Origin of the sequence: Pseudomonas oryzihabitans, from assembly GCF_024652905.1 — a bacterium.
GTDB classification, from domain to species: Bacteria; Pseudomonadota; Gammaproteobacteria; order Pseudomonadales; family Pseudomonadaceae; genus Chryseomonas; species Chryseomonas benzopyrenica.
Genome location: NZ_CP102429.1, coordinates 53,057 through 74,816, shown reverse-complemented (window position 1 = coordinate 74,816; position 21,760 = coordinate 53,057). Strand labels below are relative to the sequence as shown.

Below are 21,760 nucleotides of genomic sequence, written 5' to 3'. Positions count from 1 at the left end.
TGCAGAGGTCCTTCCAACTGCGGATCTCCCCATGTCTGTCGTCGCCCGAACTGCTGAAATCGATGCCCTCCTCTCCCGTGATGCCGTGGTCGCCATCGGCGTCAGCGGAGGCAAGGACTCGGACGCCTGTGCCCTGGCAACGGCCGCCTACCTCGACCAGGTTGGCCACCGTGGGCCTCGGTTGCTGATCCATGCCGATCTTGGCTCGGTGGAGTGGGAGCAGAGCCTGCCCAAGTGCGAGGAACTGGCGAGTGCGATCGGCTGGGAGCTCGCCGTCGTTCGCCGTGAGGCGGGCGGGATGATGGAGCGCTGGGAGGGCCGTTGGGAGAACAACGTTCGTCGCTACGCTGACCTGTCGTGCGTCAAGCTGATCCTGCCCTGGAGCACACCGTCGATGCGCTTCTGCACCTCGGAGCTCAAGAGTGCGGTGATCGCCAGCTACCTCAAGAAGCGATTTCCCGGACTCGACATCATCAACGTCACTGGCATCCGTCGCCAGGAAAGCTCCAGCCGCAGCAAGATGCCGGTATCCAAGGTAGACACCCGACTCAGCCGGCGAGGCTTTCAGGGTCTGGTGTGGAATTCGATCATTGAATGGACGCTGCCAGAGGTCCTGGGAGAAATTGCGGGCCACGGCCGGGAGCTGCATGAGGCCTACACCCGGTACGGTATGAGCCGGGTGAGCTGCTCGTTTTGCATCATGGCTTCCAAACCGGACCTCATCGCTTCTGCGACCTGCGTTGGCAATCAGGACACCTATCGTCGGATGGTTGCCCTGGAAGCAACGTCCTCGTTCGCGTTTCAGTCTGGCGCTTGGCTTGGCGACATTGCGCCTCACCTGCTCAACCCCAAAGCGCTGGAGCAGCTTCGAAACGCAAAAGAGGTATGCCGCATACGCGAAGCCGCAGAAGCGACCATCCCTCGGCATCTGCACTACGTCTCGGGATGGCCCACCTGTATCCCCACCGCTCAGGAAGCAGACCTGCTCGCTGACGTACGACTGACCGTTGCGCGACTGTTGAAGCTCGACGTCGCGTGCACTACCGGACCCGAGGTCAGGGCTCGTTACGCGGAGCTGTACGCGGGCAAGCCTGAAGAGGTCGTGGAGGCTCCCATTCGGCTGATCCATCCCGCCGCATCGCAGATTGCGTTCGAGTTCTGATTGCGACTCTGAGTATCCACCAGCGCGGCTAAATCCCCAGGCGTGCATGGCTTGCTGCGCGAGCATCAGGCCGGCATCGCCGGGAGATAAAGTCTTGGCGTAGTCCACGTGCCCTGCCTGATCAACTTCGCGGCGATGTTGATTGCTTTGGCTGTGGGGTGCTTGGCAAGCGCGCCACTCTGCAGGCTTTGAAAAACCTCTTTGGCCAACTGGGGTATGCGATCACTGGCGACACCGCTCTTCACAAGCTTTTCCATGATTGAAAAAAGCCACGACGCGTTTTGTGTTTTTTCTTTCGGAAGAGTTATTTCTTGGGGGGCAATTCTGGTCCCCCCATTTTTCGAATTTGGTCCCCCCACCGCGGGCATCTTGTTGCCAGCTTCCCGTGGCTCGGTCTGGCCTTTGGGTTGTTGGCTCGGCCCCTCGGCCGCTTTTGATTTCGGTTTTGTGCCGATGCTTCTGAGCGCAAGCCGCTCGATGGCAGTGAGCGAGCGCCCTTCTCTCTGAGCGGCTGCCTGGATGACCGTGGCAGCGTCTACCCCCGTGTCGCACGCAAGCTTTGCGTCATCGCAACCGTTTTCTACGTCACCATCGATAGTCTTGCCGTCACCGTACGTCTGAGCCGGTGCAGAGATTCGGTCTGTATGCCCTTTGATAGCGGAGAGCTCGCCTTGGGTAAAGGCAGTGGGCTCTGGACCGTCCGGATCCTGATGAACTGCCGGCACCGGATCGATCTCCCCTTCTGTCTGGCTACCTTCCCCGAGGGTCTCGATGGACTCGACCAATCTGCCGAGCACATCTCCACGCTGCTTCCTATCCGGGCAGCTCGCGTTCAGTTTGGCGAGGATCACATCGCTGAGCCTGATGCGGAAGATGTTGGGCAGGCTCATACCGTTCTCTGCTCTTCGTACCACCACCTCGAGCAATCCCCGCTCGGCCAGGCGTTTGCACAGGCGCTTGGCCGTGTTCTCGGAAAAGTTAAAACGCTTCGCGAGGAAGGACCAGCTGATCTCCCGCTCCATATTCGGATTGCTGCTGCAGAGATCGTAAAGCGAGAGCCACATGCCGAAGCTATCAAGCCCGATCTCAGCGACGCGCTGAAGATGCCTCAGGTAGGTGACGGGAATCATAGTGAAGGGCTTCGATCTGCTGTGATGGTAGAGGTCATTCACAGTGCATAGGGTGGTCATCGTATTTTTCCTAGGCATAAAAAAACCCGCCTAGTGGCGGGTTTTTTGGGCGTCCTACCGATTGGGCGGCGCCGGTCTATGTGAGGTGGTGGTGGTGGGCCTGTGTCTGGCGGAGCGGACGCATAGCCCACAGATTGGCGAGGCAGGCCAATCGTGGTTGGCCTGCCTCGCGGGACGGCTGCCTCGCTACAAGCGAGGCCATCTACTTTGTCGTATGCATACGACAAACCCGGAGCGACCAGGGCGATCGTGGCCGGCTCGCCGAAGCGACCACCCATTTTGTCGTATGCATACGACAAAACTGAGCTGCTCAGATTGGTCGCCTGGCGCAGGTCTGAGGTGATGGCGATCTTGTCGTATGCATACGACAAATCCCGAGCGGCCAGGACGGACACAGCGCGTCCAGCGGAGCGCCGGACCATTTTGTCGTATGCATACGACAAAACCGGGCGTCCCAGATTGGTCGCCTGGCGCAGGTCTGAGGTGATGGCGATCCTGTCGTATGCATACGACAAATCCCGAGCGGTCAGGACGGACGCAGCGCGTCCAGCGGAACGCCGGACCATTTTGTCGTATGCATACGACAATACCGGGCGGCCCAGATCGGGCGCCTGGCGCAGGCCCGAAGCGGAGACGATCTTGTCGTATGCATACGACAAATCCCGAGCCACCAGGGCGGAGGCATCGCGCCCAACGGAGCGCAGGACCATTTTGTCGTATGCATACGACAAAACCTGATCGACCAGGGTAGAGGCGGCGGGCCCAGCAGACCGCGGGACCAGTTTGTCGTATGCATACGACAAATCCCGAGCGGCCAGGACGGACACAGCGCGCCCAGCGGAGCGCCGGACCATTTTGTCGTATGCATACGACAAAACCGGGCGGCCCAGATCGGGCGCCTGGCGCAGGTCCGAAGCGGAGACGATCTTGTCGTATGCATACGACAAAACCTGACCGATCAGGGTGGAGGCAGCGGGCCCAGCAGACCGCAGGACCAGTTTGTCGTATGCATACGACAAATCCCGAGCCACCACGGCGGAGGCATCGCGCCCAGCGGAGCGCCGGACCAGTTTGTCGTATGCATACGACAAAACCGGGCGGCCCAGATCGGGCGCCTGGCGCAGGTCTGAAGCGGAGACGATCTTGTCGTATGCATACGACAAAACCTGACCGACCAGGGTGGAGGCAGCGGGCCCGGCAGAGCGCGGGACCATTTTGTCGTATGCATACGACAAAACCGGGCGGCCCAGATCGGGCGCCTGGCACGGGTCCAAAGCGGAGACGATCTTGTCGTATGCATACGACAAACCCCGAGCCACCAGGGCAGAGGCAGCGAGCCCTGCGGAGCGCCGGACCATTTTGTCGTATGCATACGACAAAACCGAGTTACTCAGATTGGGCGTCTGGTGCAGGTCCGAAGCGGAGCCGATCTTGTCGTATGCATACGACAAATCCCGAGCCTCCGGGTTGAAAGTGGCCGGCCCATCGAGGCGATCGGCTATTTTGTCGTATGCATACGACAAAACCTGACCGACCAGGGTGGAGGCGGCGGGTCCAGCAGAACGCGGGACCAGTTTGTCGTATGCATACGACAAATCCCGAGCCACCAGGGCGGAGGCATCGCGCCCAGCGGAGCGCCGGACCATTTTGTCGTATGCATACGACAAAACCGGGCGGCCCAGATCGGGCGCCTGGCGCAGGTCCGAAGCGAAGACGATCTTGTCGTATGCATACGACAAATCCCAAGCGGCCAGGGCGATCGTGGCAGGCTCCTCGAGGCAGTCGGCTATTTTGTCGTATGCATACGACAACTTAGGACGCGGCGAACCAAGCGTCAGTCGGGACGGATGTCGCGAGGCGAAGCTGTTGTATGCATACGGCTGACTGTCGACGCCAAGCGCGCTTAAGCGACACTGGCTGGAGACGAGATCAGTTTTGTCGTATGCATACGACAAATTCACAAAGGACGGAGCGAATGCAGTCTTAACCACGCTTGAGCCGACAGGCTGCGCGATCAAAGCGCCGTACTCCAATAGGGGAGGGCGAAGTGAGACTATCGGCTGCCAGGTGACTGAGCTCTCATTGGTGCAGCTCAGCGCTAACCAATCAGCACAGCGCCGGCGCTGAACTACGCAACTTATCGGCGCGCTATAAGCACGAAAGGCGAGCCACCTAAAAGGTGCTCGCCCACGTGCAACGCTGCCCGACGGTCTAGTCTTCACTGGCGCCAGCATCTCCTTGTTGCTCGAGCAAAGCAGCAATTCGCTTCGACAAGTCATCCAGGGTTAGGTCGCTGTTGAGCTTTGAAGACAAGGTGATCTGGACCGACCCCCGCTCCGTGCGACGGATGCTTCCAAGTTTCTCGCCGCTTTTACCTACGACCTCGATCGCACTGGCAGCACCCGCTGCGCCCTGGTTGCTGCGCACTACCCGCTGCAGAACCTTGTCGCTCATGGCACCCGATCTGATCCGCGGGGCCAGCTCTATAAGGGTGCGCTTGTAGCGCTCCCCGTGATTCTCGTCATTAACCAGAGCCACGATGGCTTTAGCGGTCAAGACACTGACCTTACCCATGGGCCCGATCGCATCCATCAGCTCGCGCGGAATCCGGAAGAAGGTCAACAGGTTGTTGAGCGTTTGCCGTTGAAGGCCCAGCTCCGCAGCCAGCGACGTCTGATTCTTGTAGACGCCCTGGTCCAGGGCTCTCTGATATGACTTGGCCTTGGCCCAGCTCGAGAGGTTCTCCCGATTGTTGTTCTCATGCTCCATCGCGGCGAAGGCGGACTTATCGTCCAGCTCCTTCACAACACATAAGAACGGCCGCTCAAGATCCTTGGATACGAGCCAACGCCTAAGGCCGAAGATGAGCTCGTAATGCCCGGGCTTGCTCGGGTGGGGGCGAACGAGCCCGGGCACGGCCTGGCCCGCCGCGCGAATGGCTTGCGTCAGCTGGTCTAGATCGCCCATTTCATCTTCGGGGCGATCAGCAAACGCCCACGGCTCTACAAGAGACGGATCGATCTCCTGAATTAGATTTGCCTGTCGTTCCGCGTCGGAGCTCTCCGGTTGCTGCGGCGCCTTGGGTTTCTCAGGAAACCGCGCAAGCAGGCTGTCACCGCCCACGCTCTGGGCATCAGGATGAACACGTCGGGGGCCTGCGGCAGCCTGCTTTTGTTTTTCTTCGACAAGCTGCGCGGTGAACAGTCCTGCTACACCGGGCGCTCGAGGCATGTCACTCACTTATCTCTCCCCGCAGCTTGCGCCTGCTGTTCCCAAATAGTTTTCAAATCTTTAAGAATCTCATCGTTGACGCCATCGAGAATTTCGACAGCGCGGCGATAAGAGTCGCGAGTGGATCTCGACGGAACTTGGTCGTACACAGAAGAAAGTTCCGCGTTGGCGCGCTCAATGGCGGCCGTAAGATTGACTACGTTGCTTAACACGTAGTCACCGTAAAGATGGCGAATACGCTGTTCTATCTTCATCGCCGCTTGAAACTTGGGTCCTGGATGACGGGTGATCATCAGGCGCAAGTAATCAAATTCCTTTTCTGCTGCCTCAAACAGGCTGGCCAGAGCGGAGCAAAGCATCACGAAAGACGCGTAATCATAGGTGCCTGGCGGGATCGGCACAATAAGGCCATTTGCCGCCATCATGGCGTTCAGCGATACGCTCGCCATGTTCGGGCCGCAGTCGAGAAGAATCAGGTCATATTCATCTCTTACAACATCGAGCGCATTACGAAGGCGGAACACCGGGCTGCCAAGATTTTCCGAGTTGTTCATCTCGGGGTTAGGCAACTGGATATCCAGCTCCTGCAAACTCAAGTTCGCCGGTATCAGATGGATACCTGGGAAGTAGGATTCGAAAGTGCAGCGCCGAATTGCCTGGGGATCCAACAGCAGCGCCTGGTTAATGATATCTTCGCTGCTGAGTTCGATATCCGGGATATAGGGGCCGAGGTTGACGGTGCTGGAGGCTTGCGGGTCAAGATCGACCACCAGCACTCTCAGGCCTTCGATAGCTGCCTTCTGGGCCAGATGAACGACAGTGGTCGTCTTGGCGACGCCACCCTTGAAGTTCGATACGGCGATGATAATCGAGCTGGAGCCGGCGGGTCGGAGGTAGCGTGAGCCGAACCGATCGCGGTAGCGGTTGATGTCGTCCAGGGTAAAGGACCACTTACCGCGTTCGTCCTTCGGAATCGGCTTGGCAGACAAGTCGCCTGCTTCGAAGGCCGCCACGATCTCAGCTTCGGCTGCGCGTATCGTATTGGGCGACTTGTCGATCAGCTGAGCGGCTTCGGCCAGGGACCAGGTGCGGGCACGTTTCTGCTCGTCCGGCTTGATGACGTCGGTGCGCAGCATGGCCAGCTCTGCGTTTCCCTTCTCGGAGAAACTTCGAAGCAATGCGCCAGCGTTTTTTGCGCCCAACTGACTCGGTACGTGCTCGAACAGCTTATTCATCCCACACTCCGCTTTGAATGGTCAACGGCGTAATAATGCTCTTTGAGCGTTCAGTCCGCAATAGTGCATTCAGCATCTTTTACGGTGTGCGGACGGCCAGGTGATCGTTCCTCCACGGAATGACGAGCCGCGCGCAGTTACACAGAGAGCACCCCTTTCCAGCGGCAAAATGCCATCAAACGGGCGGAGTGCGGTCTCGGCTATCGAATTAGAGAGGAGTTTCAATGCGTTAGGGGGCAGGTTCACTCCCTTAAAGGGCGTGAACTGCGAAATATCGGCGCCCCGCAGGCTTTACTGCACAGCGTGGGCTGCTACGACAAAACGCCTAATCGGCGGAGTGCAGCATGCTTCGCATCGGCCAGCTTGCCGGCCTTCAGCAGGGTTTTCTGCCGAGACACCCACGAACCCAGCCGCAGCCCGTCGGCAGTTACATGCTTCACCGGTACCGAGGCGCCGGCATTGGCAGCCAGGTAGTCTTGGAGCGCTGCATAGTGCTGTTGCCAGGCAGCTTCAGCAGGATCGAAAGAAAACCCAGCGGCCAGCAGCCGGCCGTGGTCCGGATCCTCCGGTTTGTCCTTCAGCCGCGTACGCTGATTCGAACACCATCTGCCGAGCTTGTAACCATCGCCAGTCACGTAGGCGATCGGCACATCGCAGTGGCCATGCGCGGCTTTAAACTGCTCCAGGTGCTGCAGGCCCTGGTCGAAGGCCGCACCGAACATCTCCCAGACAAAGCCCAGCTGGTTCAGCAGCTCGATTCGCTGCTGGTCCATTTGGCCGTCGCGGTAGCGCGCGCGCTGATTCCCGACCCAGGTACCGAGCGCTGTCCCATCAGGCAGCATGAAGTCGAGCGGCACGCTCACGTGGCCATGCTGTGCCCGGAATTCCTTCAGGGCGGTATAGGCGGCTTCCCAGCGGGCATCCAGCACGCCAGCGTCGAAGTCGAAGCCCAGGGCGGCCAGCCGATCACGCCTGGACAGGTCGATCTGACGGCTGCGCTGATTCCGGCACCAGTCCGCCAGATCGGTACCGTCTACCAGCACCTGGCGCTGGGCAACGCGCAGGTGGCCATGCTCCTCCTTGAACGCCATCAGCGCCTGATACCGTTTCTCCCAGGCGTCGTCGAAGGGGCTCAGGATGAAGCCCAGGGCCTCAAGCAGCCGCTTCTTCCGCGGCGCCAGCCGGCCGAGGCGATAGGCCTTGCGCTGCTCGCTGCACCAGTGGCCCAGGGCGAGCCCGTCCGCGGTGACGACGTCGATGGCGGGGGAGGGCGATCCAGTGTCAGCCAGATAGCTGCGCAAGGCTTCGTACCCTCGCTCCCAGGCATGCTCTCGCGGATCGAACTCGAAGCCGATGGCCTCCAACTGCTCGGTACGGTTGGGCGCAAGCCGGCCTAGCCGGTGGAGCGCGCGCTGGCGTGAGCACCAAGCGCCCAGGGTGTGCCCACCCGGTGTGCGATAGCTGCGCGCGACCCGGGCGTGGCCGCGGTCAGTCACGAACGCGCGCAGGAGCCCGTAAAAGTGCGGCCAGCTGCCGGCGATCCGCCCAACGAGCTCAGTGGAAAGCACAGCCTTGAGGCTGGCGGCCCAGGCGCTGGCGTCGGGACGGCCAGCAGGCGCGATGACGTGCAGCTTGTCGAACCACCCGGGGGAGGCAGGCTGTCCGGTTTCGCCCTGGTCCACCGCGGCGCGCTGCACCTCGTTGAGCATGGCGTCGTCCTGCTCGGCAAGCGCCGCCAGGGTCCGCCAGACCGTGGACATGTCGCTGCGCGCCACGGCCTGGATGAGGGACTCGCCGGAGCTCCGCTTCAGGCGCAGGGGTATCAGGACATAGCCGTAGCGCTTGCCCGGCGCCTTGCGCACGGCGCGGCCCAGCGCCTGGACGATGTCGACATGACTTTCCCGTCGGTGCATGAAGGCAACGAGGTCGGTATCCGGTACATCCACCCCTTCAGCCAGGCAGCGTGCGCAAGACAGCGCTGCGCGTGGGGCCCGGCCGTACTGGTGCAGCAACCGCGTGCGCTGCCACGAGGGGAAAGAGCCATCGATGTGGCGCGCCCAGAAGTCACCGGCGCCGACGGCCTCCCGCAGCGCAGTGGCGAAGCGCTTCGACTGCGAGATCCGCGAGTAGAAGGCGAAGGCCTTTCGGGCGCCGACGTCTGTCATCGCCCGCAGCAGCTCCTGGGCATGCACCGCGTAGCGGCGCTCCTCGTCGTCCAGCGCTTCGGCGAGCTGCTCGTCGTCCGCTTCCTCCACGGAGATGATGACGCGGAAATCGCAGATGATCCCCGCGGCGACAGCGGCGGAGTAGCTGAGCTCGTAGGCGACGGGACCGAAGACGGCCTCGTCCGTCATGGAGTAGGTGGGCCCGGTCCCGGCCGGACCTTCCTCCTCGGCGATGGCCAACGGCGTCGCGGTAAGGAAGAGGCGCTTGTCGATGCGCAGGGTAGGGTGGTCACTCAGCGCGAAGCTGTTCCGCCGGCCGGCGGCGCCGGCTGTCTTGTGCGCCTCGTCGAGAATCCCCAGGTCAAAGGCGAAGCCAGGCGGCAAGCCCAGGGCGAGGGTAGGGGCACTGGCGTAGGTGCACAGCACGATCAGGTCTCGACCCAGGGTACCGACCTTCAGCGCGATCTCTTCAGGGGAGGTGGTGACCGCCACCGGTAGATCCTCGAGCACCTCGTGCTCATCGTCGAGCGTGGCCACACTCTCGTCGCTGCAGACGCACAGTACGCGCTCCAGATCCAACTCGGCGTTGCTGACCCAGGCCTGCAGCGTCTGGCTGACCAGCGCGAGCGAGGGCAGGAAAATGACGATGCTGCGGGCATGGAGCGCCGCGGCGACACCCTGCGCAAGCCGAGTCTTGCCGGTTCCGCACGCCATATGCACCTGTAGCCGGGCGCGCCGCTTGAATCCGTCCAGGATGCGGGCGCGGGCTTCGAGCTGGTGGGGGGCGAGGAGGCTGGAAGAAAACTGCATCGGTAGTGGGCGGCGGTGACGTAGTAGGGGAGGGGGGATTATCGCACCGAATCGGCTGGTGCTTCAGGTGCGCGCCGGCGCACAGGGATACCCCGGCGCTGACGGGCGCTGGCATAGCGGGCAGGGGTCCCTCCATGCTGCGCCGCCAGGTCCTCATCTGACCAGGTACCCAGCAGGCCGGTGATTTCCCTGAGCGGCGTCTTGTTCGAAAGCACCTGCTCGCCGCGGCGGATCGCCTGGATCTGCACCACGCCGCAGCCGGCCCGAGCGGCTAAGGCCTCGTCAGATAGAAGGGGTAGCAGCGCCTGCAACTCGGCCGTCCAGTTCAGGGCGTCGCGGGTCGCCGGAATGCCCCGGTCCCGACGAAACTTGCTGACCACGGGTTGAGCGATACTGAGCGTCGAGCCGATCGCCAGGTCCGTGATGGTACCCAGCATGGCGTCCATCTCTGATCGATCCGGTACGTGCCGAGGGACGCCAAGCCGCGTGCGCACCTGTTGGATCTGGAAGTCGCTGAACCCGAACTCGCGCGCCAGCTCGCCATCCGAGCGCTTGCCGAGTTGCGCTACCTGGTCAGGGCTCAAGACCGCCGGCGCTGGGGCAGCGCGCGGAGCCGACGGAATCTCACGCTCTGTACGCCATTTCCAGATCAAGCGTCGGTTGACCCCCAGTCTCTTGGCCAACTCGGCATCCGGTAGCTTTCCGAGAAGCTCGGCCACCTCGGCGGGCGGGCCATCGCGCTTCTCTTTCCAGGTCAACATCGGGGCGTTCGACGCCGGGCGCGCAGGACGGCTCTTCACGGTTGGAGCCAGAACGCGAATTCGGGGTAGGTAGGCAATGGACGGTAAGGGGTAGCGCGGACGACGCAGAAACCGGCGTGCATCAAGCCATGGATGCCGATGTAGCGACGTGCCGCCAAAGCAAGACGAATGTCGCGGCCGCCGCCGCTGTATTCTCTGTCCAGGATGATCAGCTCATCCGGTACGCCCAGATGGCGGCCGGCAGCCCAGGCCCAGGCGGTGGCTTCTGGGTCGCTCGCCTGCAGAAGCGCTCGAAGAGTCGGGTGATCCGGAGGCAAGTCCGATACCGACGGGTCGTCGAACACCTTGCCGATCGCGCGGTGGACGTCCCCGGACAGCATCGCGCGGTAGGGTGTCGGCACCAGCGCCAGGTGGCCAGCCTCGTGCAGCAGTGCCGAGATCGAGCACCGCGGATCCAGGTGCAGCGCCCCGGCAACGACCTCGATATGGTCGATGAAGCCCGATGCGCCCGGGCGCCACAGAACGGTGAGGCCGATACCTGCCAGGAACTCAGCGGCCTTCACAACGTAGGGGCACCCAACCGAAAGGGAGGTCATCGTTACTGCACGACGTGCAAGCCGAGGGCCTCAGCTTCGCGCTGCGCCACTTCTGCACTGTCCCAGCAGCCAATCCAGAATTCGATGTCGTCCTTTGGCGCGACTGCAAACGCAGGAACATCGGGCGTGCATTCGGTCTGGTGATAGATCACCACATCGACGCCAGCGAGTAGGTATTGAGCCATCTGCTCGCGAGACTCTGGGAACACCTTGGCTACATGTCTTTTCTGCACTGAGTTGAGCATTGGTACCTCGTTCACCATCGCTGATTTTAGTGTTCGGAGCTGGCTTGAGAGTTGAAACGTCCGACCAACCCATTAAGTCGCCTGGCGCGCAGTGAGCCGCCCAAGCAGGCATCCTTGCATTGCGTTATTTCATCGCCGGCATTTCGCGCGCCCTCACGCCGGCGATTCACCAGCCTGGCGCTCGGGGCGGCGCCGGGTGATCAGGTAGCTCCCAGCCAGGGAAGAGATCACCAGGCTCCGTGCGCCATTTCCAGATCAAGCGTCGGTTGACCCCTAGTCGCTTGGCCAACTCGGCATCCGGCAGCTTTCCGAGAAGCTCGGCCACCTCGGCGGGCGGGCCATCGCGCTTCTCTTTCCAGGTCAACATTGCGTGGCCTTCAGCATCGGAAGGAGGACGCTCGGCCGGCTTCACGAAGAGCCGAGGCGTGCCATGACATCCTGTTCTATATGCACGAGATACCCACCCAGCAGGCTTGCCGCGGGCTCATCAATGGCCTCTGCATCCAGCAAGCCGACCAGATAGCCTTTGGCGACCAGCGCAGCCTCAGTGGCTGCGGCTGGCGTTGGGCTTGCCGATACCGCGGCAAGCTGGCGGTACCAGTTTGCCTTGATACGCTCACTTAGCTCAGGAATCTGGGCTTCCCACGTAGCTTTAAACCCTTCAATGCCCATTCAACTCTCCATTACGTCTACAGATGCGGATTCGCATCTTGATAGGGTCAACGGCCAATTAAGGCCTGTGGTAGGTACTTACATCGCGGAGATCTCGGCCAGGCATCAACGCCCTGCGCGACTAGGTCACCAAGCCACCGCTGGCTTCATGCCGGTGACTCGCCAACCTGGCGCTCAGGGCGGCGCCGGGTGATCAGGTAGTTCCCAGCCAGGGAAGAGATCACCAGACCAGCGAACAGTCCGACGCCGGTCAGGTTGCCCCCCTGCAGACGCCAATGCGGCTGCTGATAGGCCATAGGGCCGTCCGGCATCTGGATCGTCAGTGGCGGCTCGGGCAGCGTGATGGTCCAGGTACCGTCGAGGTTGCCCTCGGCTCTCCCTCTGACCTTGCAGCTCGACGCACCGTACGACTTCACGACCGCGCAGCGATCCTTGTCCAGAAAAACATCCACCGGATCCATGATCTGCAGGGCGAAGCCGAGCCTCATGAAGAAGGCGAGGCACATGGCCGTCCAGACAATGCTCAGGAGAAAACGCATATCAGGTCCTCGGTCGTGGCAGCAACGCGAGCTGCGAGAGCTGGTCGGTCGGTATCGAACGAGCGAGGTTCCAGAGCAGTGCAATGCGCTCGGCGACCAGGTGGCGCGTCTCGTCGTCCTGGCTGTAATTGTACGTTGATGTGCAGAGTGCGACGTGCCCATTGTCCAGTCGTACGGTCCGGCCCTGGAATCCTGTCGTGCCCGCTGATAGGCGGATCAGATGCTCGATTTTCTGGCGGGGATCGATGGACATGACAGTTCCTACGTTCGATTGGCTGAGCTTGTCTTTCGCCGGCTGATAACGACCCTGGAGGGCTGTGTCGGTACGGCTAAAGCATGGCACGTGCGCCCAGAATGCAAGGGGTGAATCCGCACCCCCAGACGGACTAGACTCCCGGATAACTCGACCGGTCAAGGTCACGCGCCAGAGCCCTTCGGATCGGTGAGTCGCGATCCTGCGGCCGGCTTTCTTCTACAAGAGAATCAACCAGATGGCGGAAACCATAGGCTTTTTTCAGGAGGTCGAAATCTGCAACGCTGATCACGAACACTATGGGAAAAGGGGCGTGATCTTGGGTATCAGCGAAGAAGGCGACAGGCTGTTCGGCTACGTTGTTTTGATACACGACATGAACACGACGACCTACTTCGAGCCGGCCGATTTGGTGGTCACAGGAAGAGAGTTCCCCCGAGAGCAATTCTATTGACGGGCCTTTCTGTCCTGCCGCAGCACTTCGGGCACCAGTCCCATTCGCCGCTGAATCCGACCCTTTGTTCACCCTGAGCGCCTCCCGAGCTGCCTTTTGGCGCTCGTAGGAGAAGCGCCGAGCCTAGAAAGCCATCAGGTACTGGCCAGAGTCTGTCACCGCGGGCGCCGGCCGTTCGGCCGCCTGCGGCCGGGGAGCTGCAGCAGGCCGTTCGGCGGACGCCGCATACGCACGCAGCCGCGCCGCCAGCGCCTCAGGATCGTTAAGCACGTCGCGCACGCCGGCGCGATGCAGCTGGTTGCCAATCCGCAACATGCGATCCCAGGAAGAGTGGCCACCCTTTTTGAAAGAGACCACACCGAAGCGCGCCAGGTAGTGCACGACTTCAGAGGGATAGACGTCCGTGTGCGGACCGTAATACTCGAGCGCGCGGTCGAGCTCGAATTCGTAGAACAGCTCTACCCCCTCGTCGTCGATATCGAATTCCTGCGTCTCGTTGACGTGGGTGTAGTAGACCCCGCCCTTGTTGATCACATGCTCGGCGCCGGCGGCTGCAGCGCTTACCGAACGCAGGCCCTCATGGAAGCCGTTGAAGTGGCGATCCGCGAAAGGCACCTGGATCGACTGGCCGACCTTCAGCGCAGACCGTGGGTGCTCCTCGTAGGCCTCAGGAATCGGGTAACGGCGGCCGCGCTCACAGATCTCGCGGTATTCGTTGAGCGCGGTGAACGGGCGCTGGTAGGCGTAGCGCCCCCAGTACAGGTCGATCGTCAGGATCTCCTTCATGCCCAGCAGCGTGAAGCGCCGCGGCTTGCGGTTGGCCATGGCCCAGTCGGCCTCTTCGGCATCGATCGTCAGGGCATAGCGCAAGAGCTCCAGGCAGAAGTCCGGCGAATAGGCGTTGGCGGCAATCGTCAGGTAACCGGTGTCCGGGTCGACAGTGCGCGACGCCCAGTTGCGGGCCGCTGGATCATAGTGGCGGGCCTTGAGGTAGTTGCGGAAGTCGTTCAGGGGCTTCATCCAACGATGCTTGCCCGACTCCTCGGCCAGCATGTTTTCCATGCTGCGATCGGTGCTCACGCGCAGGCAGCCCCAGCAACCATGACGGCTGCCGCACGAGGTCTTGCGCTCGGCGCCGCCGTCACGGATGAACACGTTGATCATGCATTCGCCGGCCGCGTCCCGGTAAACGTCAGTGAGGCGCTTGAAGTCGGAATAGGTTTCAAAGCGCTCGTTGGTGACTTCAGCCAGGAAGCAGAAGATGTCCTCCGTGGTGAAGTCGGCGATCGGACTCAGGACCCAGGTCGGGGTCTCGCCAGGCTTGGCCGTGTTGACGGGAACATCAGCGCGCTCGCCACGCGCTTCCATGTTGCGCTCGCGGGCCGCCGATTCGTCCCGACGGGTGCCGATCAGCAAGACCAGGTCCTCGTCCCGGAAAGCTTTGCCCAGCTCGGCCTTGATCTTGGCGCGGATCTGGCGTTTGGTGCGCTCCAGCGGCGCCTTTTTCAACTGCTGCTGGCATTTGGCGCTGTTGCCCGGAAGGCTGGCCACCGTACGGCCGCCGATCATCGACACCAGCCAGTTTTCGGTGAGGTTCGGCCGGCAGATCCACACCCGTACCGGAAGCGCTTTGGCCTTGGCATAGGCGCGAAGTGCTTTGATCTCGCCCTGGGCATAGGCGTGCACCACCGGGTTTTCCATCAGCGTATCGCTGTTCATGACGTGCAGCTCGGGGACGCTGAACCCCTCGGCCTGCAGCTCTTCCATCGCTCGCAGGGCTAGCGCGACCATGACGCTGCTGTCCTTGCCGAAGGACGATGCGGCCACCAGGTGCTTGCCTGCCTGCAGCAGACCTTTCACCACCGCGACCGCGGCCCGCACCTTCTCTGCCAGGGAGGGCTCAACAAGCCGCGCCGGCGCCGTGATGTCCAGGAGGCTGATGGCCTGTTTGTCAGCGGGGCGGAAAAGGTTGGGGGCGACGTGCTGCATGGCGGTAGCTCGAAAGTCTTGAGGTACCTTCAAGCTACCGGCGATTTCCAGAATGCAAGTTCCTAGTGCACGGGTGTAACCACCGAGGTTAGTCTTCGATTTACGGGTCTCTCAGTGAGAAACCGTGAGGTCCGGTTTTGCGCCGCATAATTCGCCTCCGCTCCTAGGGCGGGGATGCAGCCTCAGGTTTAGATAGCTCGTCGCCGCACAACCTAGTAGGTCGTGGGCAAAACAGCCCCATCGCAACAATCGCAACAATCGCAAATGGTTGTTTTTATTATTTAGGAGAGCGTTTTATGCTTTATCAGGGATGTGAAATGGAATGGTATGCAGATAGAGCTGAGTCCAGGCGAGTAATTAACTGCGATGTCCGCATAGATAACGATTTTATAAAAGTTGAGTATGTTTTCGACGGGCTGCTGACGACCTATTCTGGTCATTCTATAGGTCAAGGCCACTACTCATTAAAATGTGTAGGTCATCCTGACTGTACCGCCACTCTTCATTGTTTTGAAAATTCAAACCGGCTTGAAGGGTCTTGGCAAGAGTCATCCACTGGCATGTGGCTAATCAAACTGAAAAAGTGAGATGCTACATGCCTCGAATCGTCCGCTATATCGACGAGATTTGCCGGCAGAAAAAGCGACCGGTGCTGTTTTTGACCTTCAACGGCGATCTGCTTTCAGAGGTTCTTTATGAAGACCACGCTGGCAGAAAAGCGATAATAAAGTGGCTTGATAGCAATGGTATAGGCTGGGAGGCCTGTGGCAGTCTTTCCAATTCTTGGTCGAGAGGGTCCTATAATGGTGAGATATACATAGACATTGAGTATGACAGGGATGATGAAAGATATAATCGCTTGGAGAGATTTCTAGAGCGCCCAGATGGGACGATCGCATTCCAAGATGTTCAGTTTTACCTACTTCTTCTAGAGCAGGCGGTCGAAATAGGAGCGCAGGTTTTAGCTGAGCAGATCCTAGCGAGTAAGGATTAGATGATCAGAATCGGAAGGTTTTATACTTACAGAATAGAACATTGTAAGGATTAGCTCCGTTACCCTATAGCGCTCTATTATCACTTAAAATCGCGTCTAGGCCATGATTGTGAGCGCACTTTGCACCTAGCACGAAACCTGCTTTTGAGGGGCTTTTTGATGTCCGAGACGCAACAGAGAACACAGCAGGTGCCTGACGTTAAGAGTCAGGAGTTCCGCTTATTCTGCGAGTTCCTAAGAAAGTCAGATTGCGTTCCCCCACGCGGCGTAGAAAGAAAGAACTACATATTTGATCTTGAAGTTATCAATGTTCCTGTTGATATAAGCGGTGGTTACTCTCTCGGAAAGTGTTGGTATAATTGTCTTGATCAAGTCATAAAACACGGTGGGGAAGTAATTTACGGATGGGCGCTGTGGAGTATCAAAGGAGGATGCTATGTGGCTCAGCATCACGCTGTGTGGCGGAATGAAGATAACGAATTGTTCGATGTCACTCCGAATGAGATACGCGCAGACACGATTCTGTTTATGCCGGATGGTCGTGCGCTATTTGATGTTTGTCGCTTGTTCGCGCCAAAGAATTTGGAATGGGATGATAGCAAATCATACAGGTGGGTAGGGAACAGCGTTAGGCCCGAAAAATTCGGTTATCGTTGCTTAAGCGCTTCCCCCAATGAAGCGGTAGACATTGCTAGGATACAGCAGAAGGCACTGGGACTTAAGGATAGTGGCGGAAAAGTCGTCAAGCATAACTCCAACAAAGTAGATTTTGATTCTGAACACCGGATGTTCTTTCTAATTGAAATCACGATCAAAGATTCAAGTGAAGAAGATAGCCTTCACAGTTTTACTATATTAGAGGATGAGCGCTGGCAGGATTTAGAAGACGTTAATATAAAACTTGACGACTACTTGAAGGACGTTAAGCGAAGCAAAAATAAAATTGAAGTTTATATTCTTGCATTAGAGAAATGCCTAATTTTAGTTCTGCATACCACTGGCGGGAAAAAGATATTAAATTTCACAATACAATGATGCCGATGCGGTCCTCAGGTTCTATCGATGGTTTCGTGAAGATACTTGCCTAAAATGGCATAGGGCTACATTGTTACTGCATATATTCTTCTGTATGAGCCATAACCATGACAACTTTCACTGATCAGGTCATTTCTCCAGCGGCGTCCCTGGTCCAACCATTCGGCTGGGTAGCCCTGCTGGTGTGCTCGTTTACGATTCTTCGTGCGTTTGGTGCGGGTCAGATGGCCTGGTATCGGTGGCACGGCAACCGCACAGGTCATGCCGACATATCGAACCCGCTGATGCGGCAGATGCTCGAGGAAGCGCGGCTGAGTCCCTGGCCGCCATTGGCAGAGTGCGTTCTGATGACGGCGCTCTCCGGCTTTCTGCTGTGGTCAGCTTGGTCTTCGATCAACCTGTAGCGAATGCGTTGGTACCTGACCTGCCCTCGGTGCGTAGGCAGCCTTCTAGATCACAGCTGGCCTTGCATTCTCGGCGACTGGTGCGACCTTGATCCAACAACGAATCAAGAGGACCTACACCATGCGCCCTGCAGCTTTGGCTTCACTCGGAATGAAGAGCAGTCCCTGTCCAGTAACCGGTACGCGATCTCCGAACGTCACTCGTAGCTTCGGTGCTGCCGTGCACATCAGTTACAACCCCAGCAGCGCTGGTTACGGCTGCGATACGACCGCCATCGTCCTCCATGAGCGCGTGTTCTTCGTACTCAACGGCGACCATGCTGAAGCCTTATGCGGCGCGGTAGCGCAGCACGGTGTCAGCGGCTGCGTGGAGTACTTCGTGCAGAACATCAGTCAGGCAAATGGGCGAAGCGAGCACCTGATGGCAACTGGGCTGTCCCAAGATCTATTTGGTTTGATGCCGACGACGATAGAAGTGCTTGGACAGGATGCCATTGCTCGTATTGCTAGCGCTTCTTCCGCTACGCCGCCTATTCAATAGCGGCACTAGGAGCCGGTCATGAGCACTATCGAGACACATCGCGATTTCCCGCCACTTGAATGTCCAATATGCGATCGTCTGGCTCAGCCAAGGCGTCTCAATCGGGATAGTAGCGTTACATATAGCTGCCCTCCCGATCACGTGAAGCATGGCGATCGCTATACTTGGCGGATTGCCGAAGACGGCACGCTCATTGACTAAAAATGGTGGGCATCAATGAAAGCATGGGTCATGCCCCTATTCAAAAATGGGAAACCGATTGCTAAGGGACGCGAGCCAGGATTCTCCGTCGGAGACTTGAACATGGCCGAAGGGCGCAATCCTGTGCTTGCACGGCTAGTATCCGAGGCTGCTCTACTCAACGAGAGCGGTACCAACGTACTCGACCCCATCGTCGACGTTCGTCTACTGTCCATCTCCGCGCACGGCTTGCAGCTACGCGGGTTCGAGTATGGAGGGAACGGCGCACAGCTGGCCCAGGAATGGTGGGTGCGTTTTAGCCCACCTACTGACGCAGCGTAGCTCGGACCGGAAGAGCGATATGGCTATCTACGAAGAGATGCAAAGCCTGTTGCAGGAGCTGGTGGATCTGATCAAGCAGGACGAACGGTACATGGCAGCTGTTGCATATGGTGCAGTCCAGCCTGATGCAGATACTGCCGACACACATCGTCACCGCGCCATTCGTATCCACGAGCTGAAGCGGCATTTCGGATTGAAGTGACCTGGCAAACTACGACCTGATAGGGAAAACACCGTGTCGTCCATGCAATTTTTTCTTCGCACCGAAGATCCGGCGTCGCTGAAGGCCTATCTCGATGAAGCCCTAGCTTTCAGTGTTTCGCTTGAGCGAATGGGCCAGGAGTCGTCGGCTGTACTATCTGGCATCGCTACGGGTGGACCCGGGGAATGGTTCGAGTGGTACACGTATGTCGACCGGGCCAGCTTCGATCACTGTCTCTACACTGCCGTAATCGAAGACAGCCGCGGACTGCACAATGGCTTCCTCGAGCTGCATAGCGCATGCATCGACCTTGAGCTCGCGGGACAACCTGGGCGGGGCCTGCGCTTCGATCGCGGAGCGTTTCTTGAGCATCTTCGCCGGTACCACGCTGCTCCCGGCTGGTTTGGCGAGGAGGGGCAGCCTCGCCTTCCTTACCCACATGAGGTTGTGACCACAGGCGACGAGCCTTCGGATTATCTGGCGCGCTTCAACATCGAGCATTTATAGGAGAAAGCGCTATGCCAACTCCACGCGGTTCGACAAGAAGCGCTATCGTTTTGATAGCGCTACAGGGTCTGCAGGTGGCCGTCACCGGCCTCTGCCCGCGTCTCCCACGATAAATACCTGAACAATGGCAGTCGGGGGCGTGACGCTGGGCCCTGGTGCTGGAGCCTTTACCGGGGCGAGGTAGGCCAACGCAGCGAAGAGGGTCGCGGTTGCGCTCAGTGCGAGTGTGGCAACTTCGTAGATTGTCATGAGGTGTTCCTTTGCTTTAGGGAACACCTATTTCAATGTCACGACCTGACCCTGGATTGCCGGACTTTCCGAAAAGAACACGGCCACGCGCCGACCACCTGTTCCGCGGGTATCACGACCGTCATCGGCGCAAGCGCTGATTGTCAGGTTTCCTCGCCTGCGGACGACGTATTACCGCCGGCTTCCGGTCTTCCCGCGAGGAACGGCACCAGCGCGGCGAGCACCTCGGCCGCGCAATCCTCCGGTTGCAGATGACCACCTGGTAACGCTTTGCCGCGAACGTCGCGGGCCCACCGGCGCCAGATAGCCGTAGGCGGCTCACCGGTGACCTGGGCCGCCGACCAAAGTACCAGCAGCGGGCAGTCCAAGTGCCGGCCCCGGGCCTGGTCCGCAAGATCGTCCCCCAGGTCCTCGTCAGCGCCGGTGCGGTAGTCCTCGCAGATAGCGCGGCGCACTGCAGGATCGCGAAAGGCCTCTCGATAGGCTGCCAGCGCATGGGGCTCAACGCGGTTGAGTCCACCCGCCATGCGCGCCAGCGCCTGTTCGAGAAAGGCATCGGGATCGGCCGCCAGCAGGCGCTCGGGTAGGTCGCTTGGTTGAGCAAGAAAGGTCCAGTGAAAATTCTCAAGTCCGCGTGCTCGGTCGAGGGACGCCCAGGCCTCTGGTGTGGGCACCACAGTGAGCGACGCGTAGCGCTCGACGCGAGCCGGATGGTCTAGCGCCAGTCGGTAGCCGACGCGAGCGCCGCGGTCATGGCCAACCACGGCGAACCTCTCAAGCCCAAGCGCGTCCATCAGCTCCAGTAAGGCCGCCGCTACGCGCCGCTTAGTCCAGCGAGATCCCTGGTCCAGCTGACGGCTGGCGCCGTAGCCTGGCAGATCAGGTATCACCACCCGATACGTCCGGGCGAGCTCCGGGGCGATACGGCGCCAGGCGAGGTGAGTCTGCGGATAGCCGTGCAGCAGCAGCACGGCCGGTCCCTGGCCGCCGATCACACCGCGGAAGACGGCAGACGGGGTGTCCTGGCAGAGCCGCTCGAAACCGGGGAAATTGGAAACAGTCATGGCTGGCGTCTCTCTACGCGGTCGACGAAGGTTGCCAGGTCGTGGTTGAAGCGTGGTGCCTCTTCCAGGAACGGCGCATGCCCAGACTCAGCGTAGCGTGTGACCGTGACGCGCGGATTCAGCGCCTGGGCCCGGGCGATAGATGCCTCCGGCCGTACCAAGGCGTCCTTCTCGCCGTAGAGCAGCCACACCGGCACCTGCGCGCGGCCAAGCCCGGTGGCGGCCGCCACATCCTGACCCTGCACGGCGCTCTGCATGTTCCAAGATGCCATAGCAGCGTTGGCGTACAGGCGCTGGAACAACGCCGGCGCCGGCGGCGTGGCGAAGCACAGGGCGAGGAAATCTCGGATGGCATCCAGATGCGTGCGCAGATCAGATGAGACCAGGTCCCTGTAGATCTCCGGGTGCGGCACGATCTGCGCTGACGCGAGCTCGATGACACCGTCAACGTAGACCGCACCGGAAATGGCGCTGTCCCCATAGGCGGCCAAGTAGTTGGATATGACCGTAGCGCCCAGAGACCACCCTACGAGCACAGGTTGGCGGGCACCGGTGGCAGCGATGACGGCGGCCAAATCGTCGGCCCAGCGCCGACCCTCACGATAAGCCGCGGCATCGGACGGCTTGCCTGAAAGGCCATGGCCGCGAAGGTCGTAGGTGATCAGGCGAAAGCGACTCAGATCAGCGCTCGTAAGCTGGGCGTCCCAATTCAACCGGCTGCCCAGCAAACCGTGGATGAAGACGATCGGCATACCGCGGGGATTGCCCTGTTCTTGGACAGCGAGCACCACACCGTCGGGGGCCGTCACTCGCCATTCCCGCGCCTGGGCGGCCAGACTGGTCAGACTCAACAATAGGATCAGCGATAGCAGTCGCACACGACTCATGGTGGCTCTCCGGAATAAGGGAGTCTCGAGTCTCGGGGATGACACCAGTGTCA

General features: G+C 60.0%; 22 protein-coding genes. 8 read left to right on the top strand and 14 right to left on the bottom strand.

Going from position 1 to position 21,760, the window contains the following annotated elements; translation table 11 throughout:
- The first annotated feature begins 31 nt into the window (after nucleotides 1-31).
- A complete protein-coding gene (locus tag NRG74_RS22920) occupies nucleotides 32-1,162 on the top strand; it encodes a phosphoadenosine phosphosulfate reductase domain-containing protein (protein ID WP_257706674.1) in 1,131 nt (376 codons plus the stop codon).
- A gap of 65 nt (nucleotides 1,163-1,227) precedes the next feature.
- On the opposite strand, the gene NRG74_RS22915 is transcribed toward NRG74_RS22920, so the two are convergent.
- From NRG74_RS22915 to NRG74_RS22870, 11 genes are all read right to left on the bottom strand, one after another.
- Entirely contained in the window at nucleotides 1,228-2,352 is a 1,125-nt protein-coding gene (locus tag NRG74_RS22915; protein WP_257706673.1) for a hypothetical protein, read from the bottom strand.
- Nucleotides 2,349-4,370 (bottom strand): hypothetical protein, encoded by a 2,022-nt coding sequence (locus tag NRG74_RS24805; protein ID WP_437181207.1) that lies wholly within the window; start codon nucleotides 4,368-4,370, stop codon nucleotides 2,349-2,351. Before NRG74_RS24805 ends, NRG74_RS22915 begins: the two co-directional genes overlap by 4 nt.
- Before the next feature lie 193 nt (nucleotides 4,371-4,563).
- Nucleotides 4,564-5,583: a ParB/RepB/Spo0J family partition protein gene (locus NRG74_RS22910; protein ID WP_257706772.1), complete on the bottom strand. Its 1,020-nt coding sequence runs from the start codon at nucleotides 5,581-5,583 to the stop codon at nucleotides 4,564-4,566.
- A gap of 5 nt (nucleotides 5,584-5,588) precedes the next feature.
- On the bottom strand, nucleotides 5,589-6,818 hold the full coding sequence (locus NRG74_RS22905) for an AAA family ATPase (protein ID WP_257706672.1): 1,230 nt from the start codon (nucleotides 6,816-6,818) through the stop codon (nucleotides 5,589-5,591).
- A gap of 311 nt (nucleotides 6,819-7,129) precedes the next feature.
- Nucleotides 7,130-9,793, bottom strand: coding sequence for a DEAD/DEAH box helicase (locus tag NRG74_RS22900; protein ID WP_257706671.1), 2,664 nt, complete (start codon nucleotides 9,791-9,793; stop codon nucleotides 7,130-7,132).
- A gap of 38 nt (nucleotides 9,794-9,831) precedes the next feature.
- Nucleotides 9,832-10,554 carry a hypothetical protein gene (locus NRG74_RS22895; RefSeq protein ID WP_257706670.1) on the bottom strand — a complete coding sequence of 241 codons (723 nt, stop codon included), beginning with the start codon at nucleotides 10,552-10,554 and terminating at the stop codon, nucleotides 9,832-9,834.
- 35 nt (nucleotides 10,555-10,589) lie between these two features.
- The gene (locus tag NRG74_RS22890) at nucleotides 10,590-11,150 is read right to left on the bottom strand and encodes a hypothetical protein (RefSeq protein WP_257706669.1); all 561 of its coding nucleotides are present in this window, start codon (nucleotides 11,148-11,150) and stop codon (nucleotides 10,590-10,592) included.
- Between the two features lie 2 nt (nucleotides 11,151-11,152).
- A complete protein-coding gene (locus NRG74_RS22885) occupies nucleotides 11,153-11,395 on the bottom strand; it encodes a hypothetical protein (RefSeq protein WP_007163063.1) in 243 nt (80 codons plus the stop codon).
- Nucleotides 11,396-11,803: 408 nt separating this feature from the next.
- Nucleotides 11,804-12,067: a hypothetical protein gene (locus NRG74_RS22880; RefSeq protein WP_007163064.1), complete on the bottom strand. Its 264-nt coding sequence runs from the start codon at nucleotides 12,065-12,067 to the stop codon at nucleotides 11,804-11,806.
- 146 nt (nucleotides 12,068-12,213) lie between these two features.
- On the bottom strand, nucleotides 12,214-12,606 hold the full coding sequence (locus NRG74_RS22875) for a hypothetical protein (RefSeq protein ID WP_007163065.1): 393 nt from the start codon (nucleotides 12,604-12,606) through the stop codon (nucleotides 12,214-12,216).
- A gap of 1 nt (nucleotide 12,607) precedes the next feature.
- A complete protein-coding gene (locus tag NRG74_RS22870; RefSeq protein ID WP_007163066.1) occupies nucleotides 12,608-12,859 on the bottom strand; it encodes a hypothetical protein in 252 nt (83 codons plus the stop codon).
- A gap of 238 nt (nucleotides 12,860-13,097) precedes the next feature.
- On the opposite strand from NRG74_RS22870, the gene NRG74_RS22865 reads away from it, so the two are divergent.
- Nucleotides 13,098-13,313 (top strand): Imm31 family immunity protein, encoded by a 216-nt coding sequence (locus NRG74_RS22865; RefSeq protein WP_257706668.1) that lies wholly within the window; start codon nucleotides 13,098-13,100, stop codon nucleotides 13,311-13,313.
- A 123-nt stretch (nucleotides 13,314-13,436) separates the two neighbouring features.
- On the opposite strand, the gene NRG74_RS22860 is transcribed toward NRG74_RS22865, so the two are convergent.
- Nucleotides 13,437-15,302: a phosphoadenosine phosphosulfate reductase domain-containing protein gene (locus tag NRG74_RS22860; RefSeq protein WP_257706667.1), complete on the bottom strand. Its 1,866-nt coding sequence runs from the start codon at nucleotides 15,300-15,302 to the stop codon at nucleotides 13,437-13,439.
- A 595-nt stretch (nucleotides 15,303-15,897) separates the two neighbouring features.
- On the opposite strand from NRG74_RS22860, the gene NRG74_RS22855 reads away from it, so the two are divergent.
- The 6 genes from NRG74_RS22855 to NRG74_RS22830 all read left to right on the top strand — a co-directional run bounded on the left by NRG74_RS22855 (nucleotide 15,898) and on the right by NRG74_RS22830 (nucleotide 19,507).
- Nucleotides 15,898-16,296 (top strand): hypothetical protein, encoded by a 399-nt coding sequence (locus NRG74_RS22855; protein ID WP_257706666.1) that lies wholly within the window; start codon nucleotides 15,898-15,900, stop codon nucleotides 16,294-16,296.
- Between the two features lie 159 nt (nucleotides 16,297-16,455).
- Nucleotides 16,456-17,331, top strand: coding sequence for a hypothetical protein (locus NRG74_RS22850; RefSeq protein WP_257706665.1), 876 nt, complete (start codon nucleotides 16,456-16,458; stop codon nucleotides 17,329-17,331).
- Between the two features lie 107 nt (nucleotides 17,332-17,438).
- On the top strand, nucleotides 17,439-17,735 hold the full coding sequence (locus NRG74_RS22845) for a hypothetical protein (protein ID WP_257706664.1): 297 nt from the start codon (nucleotides 17,439-17,441) through the stop codon (nucleotides 17,733-17,735).
- Nucleotides 17,736-17,955: 220 nt separating this feature from the next.
- Complete coding sequence (locus NRG74_RS22840; protein ID WP_257706663.1) at nucleotides 17,956-18,276, top strand: hypothetical protein; 321 nt, start codon at nucleotides 17,956-17,958, stop codon at nucleotides 18,274-18,276.
- A gap of 541 nt (nucleotides 18,277-18,817) precedes the next feature.
- Nucleotides 18,818-19,000, top strand: coding sequence for a hypothetical protein (locus NRG74_RS22835; protein ID WP_257706662.1), 183 nt, complete (start codon nucleotides 18,818-18,820; stop codon nucleotides 18,998-19,000).
- 42 nt (nucleotides 19,001-19,042) lie between these two features.
- Complete coding sequence (locus NRG74_RS22830; RefSeq protein ID WP_257706661.1) at nucleotides 19,043-19,507, top strand: hypothetical protein; 465 nt, start codon at nucleotides 19,043-19,045, stop codon at nucleotides 19,505-19,507.
- A gap of 392 nt (nucleotides 19,508-19,899) precedes the next feature.
- Here NRG74_RS22830 and NRG74_RS22825 read toward each other — a convergent pair whose 3' ends face one another.
- Both NRG74_RS22825 and NRG74_RS22820 read right to left on the bottom strand, forming a co-directional pair.
- Nucleotides 19,900-20,820 carry an alpha/beta fold hydrolase gene (locus NRG74_RS22825; RefSeq protein ID WP_257706660.1) on the bottom strand — a complete coding sequence of 307 codons (921 nt, stop codon included), beginning with the start codon at nucleotides 20,818-20,820 and terminating at the stop codon, nucleotides 19,900-19,902.
- Nucleotides 20,817-21,707: an alpha/beta fold hydrolase gene (locus NRG74_RS22820; RefSeq protein WP_257706659.1), complete on the bottom strand. Its 891-nt coding sequence runs from the start codon at nucleotides 21,705-21,707 to the stop codon at nucleotides 20,817-20,819. Before NRG74_RS22820 ends, NRG74_RS22825 begins: the two co-directional genes overlap by 4 nt.
- Nucleotides 21,708-21,760: the final 53 nt, after the last annotated feature.

Bases quoted from the DNA above. Each gene is read 5' to 3' on its own strand.
- NRG74_RS22920 (WP_257706674.1), top strand. From the start codon at position 32: ATGTCTGTCGTCGCCCGAACTGCTGAAATCGATGCCCTCCTCTCCCGT.
- NRG74_RS22915 (WP_257706673.1), bottom strand. From the start codon at position 2,352: ATGACCACCCTATGCACTGTGAATGACCTCTACCATCACAGCAGATCG.
- NRG74_RS22910 (WP_257706772.1), bottom strand. From the start codon at position 5,583: ATGCCTCGAGCGCCCGGTGTAGCAGGACTGTTCACCGCGCAGCTTGTC.
- NRG74_RS22905 (WP_257706672.1), bottom strand. From the start codon at position 6,818: ATGAATAAGCTGTTCGAGCACGTACCGAGTCAGTTGGGCGCAAAAAAC.
- NRG74_RS22900 (WP_257706671.1), bottom strand. From the start codon at position 9,793: ATGCAGTTTTCTTCCAGCCTCCTCGCCCCCCACCAGCTCGAAGCCCGC.
- NRG74_RS22895 (WP_257706670.1), bottom strand. From the start codon at position 10,554: ATGTTGACCTGGAAAGAGAAGCGCGATGGCCCGCCCGCCGAGGTGGCC.
- NRG74_RS22890 (WP_257706669.1), bottom strand. From the start codon at position 11,150: ATGACCTCCCTTTCGGTTGGGTGCCCCTACGTTGTGAAGGCCGCTGAG.
- NRG74_RS22885 (WP_007163063.1), bottom strand. From the start codon at position 11,395: ATGCTCAACTCAGTGCAGAAAAGACATGTAGCCAAGGTGTTCCCAGAG.
- NRG74_RS22880 (WP_007163064.1), bottom strand. From the start codon at position 12,067: ATGGGCATTGAAGGGTTTAAAGCTACGTGGGAAGCCCAGATTCCTGAG.
- NRG74_RS22875 (WP_007163065.1), bottom strand. From the start codon at position 12,606: ATGCGTTTTCTCCTGAGCATTGTCTGGACGGCCATGTGCCTCGCCTTC.
- NRG74_RS22870 (WP_007163066.1), bottom strand. From the start codon at position 12,859: ATGTCCATCGATCCCCGCCAGAAAATCGAGCATCTGATCCGCCTATCA.
- NRG74_RS22865 (WP_257706668.1), top strand. From the start codon at position 13,098: ATGGCGGAAACCATAGGCTTTTTTCAGGAGGTCGAAATCTGCAACGCT.
- NRG74_RS22860 (WP_257706667.1), bottom strand. From the start codon at position 15,302: ATGCAGCACGTCGCCCCCAACCTTTTCCGCCCCGCTGACAAACAGGCC.
- NRG74_RS22855 (WP_257706666.1), top strand. From the start codon at position 15,898: ATGCCTCGAATCGTCCGCTATATCGACGAGATTTGCCGGCAGAAAAAG.
- NRG74_RS22850 (WP_257706665.1), top strand. From the start codon at position 16,456: ATGTCCGAGACGCAACAGAGAACACAGCAGGTGCCTGACGTTAAGAGT.
- NRG74_RS22845 (WP_257706664.1), top strand. From the start codon at position 17,439: ATGACAACTTTCACTGATCAGGTCATTTCTCCAGCGGCGTCCCTGGTC.
- NRG74_RS22835 (WP_257706662.1), top strand. From the start codon at position 18,818: ATGGCTATCTACGAAGAGATGCAAAGCCTGTTGCAGGAGCTGGTGGAT.
- NRG74_RS22830 (WP_257706661.1), top strand. From the start codon at position 19,043: ATGCAATTTTTTCTTCGCACCGAAGATCCGGCGTCGCTGAAGGCCTAT.
- NRG74_RS22825 (WP_257706660.1), bottom strand. From the start codon at position 20,820: ATGACTGTTTCCAATTTCCCCGGTTTCGAGCGGCTCTGCCAGGACACC.
- NRG74_RS22820 (WP_257706659.1), bottom strand. From the start codon at position 21,707: ATGAGTCGTGTGCGACTGCTATCGCTGATCCTATTGTTGAGTCTGACC.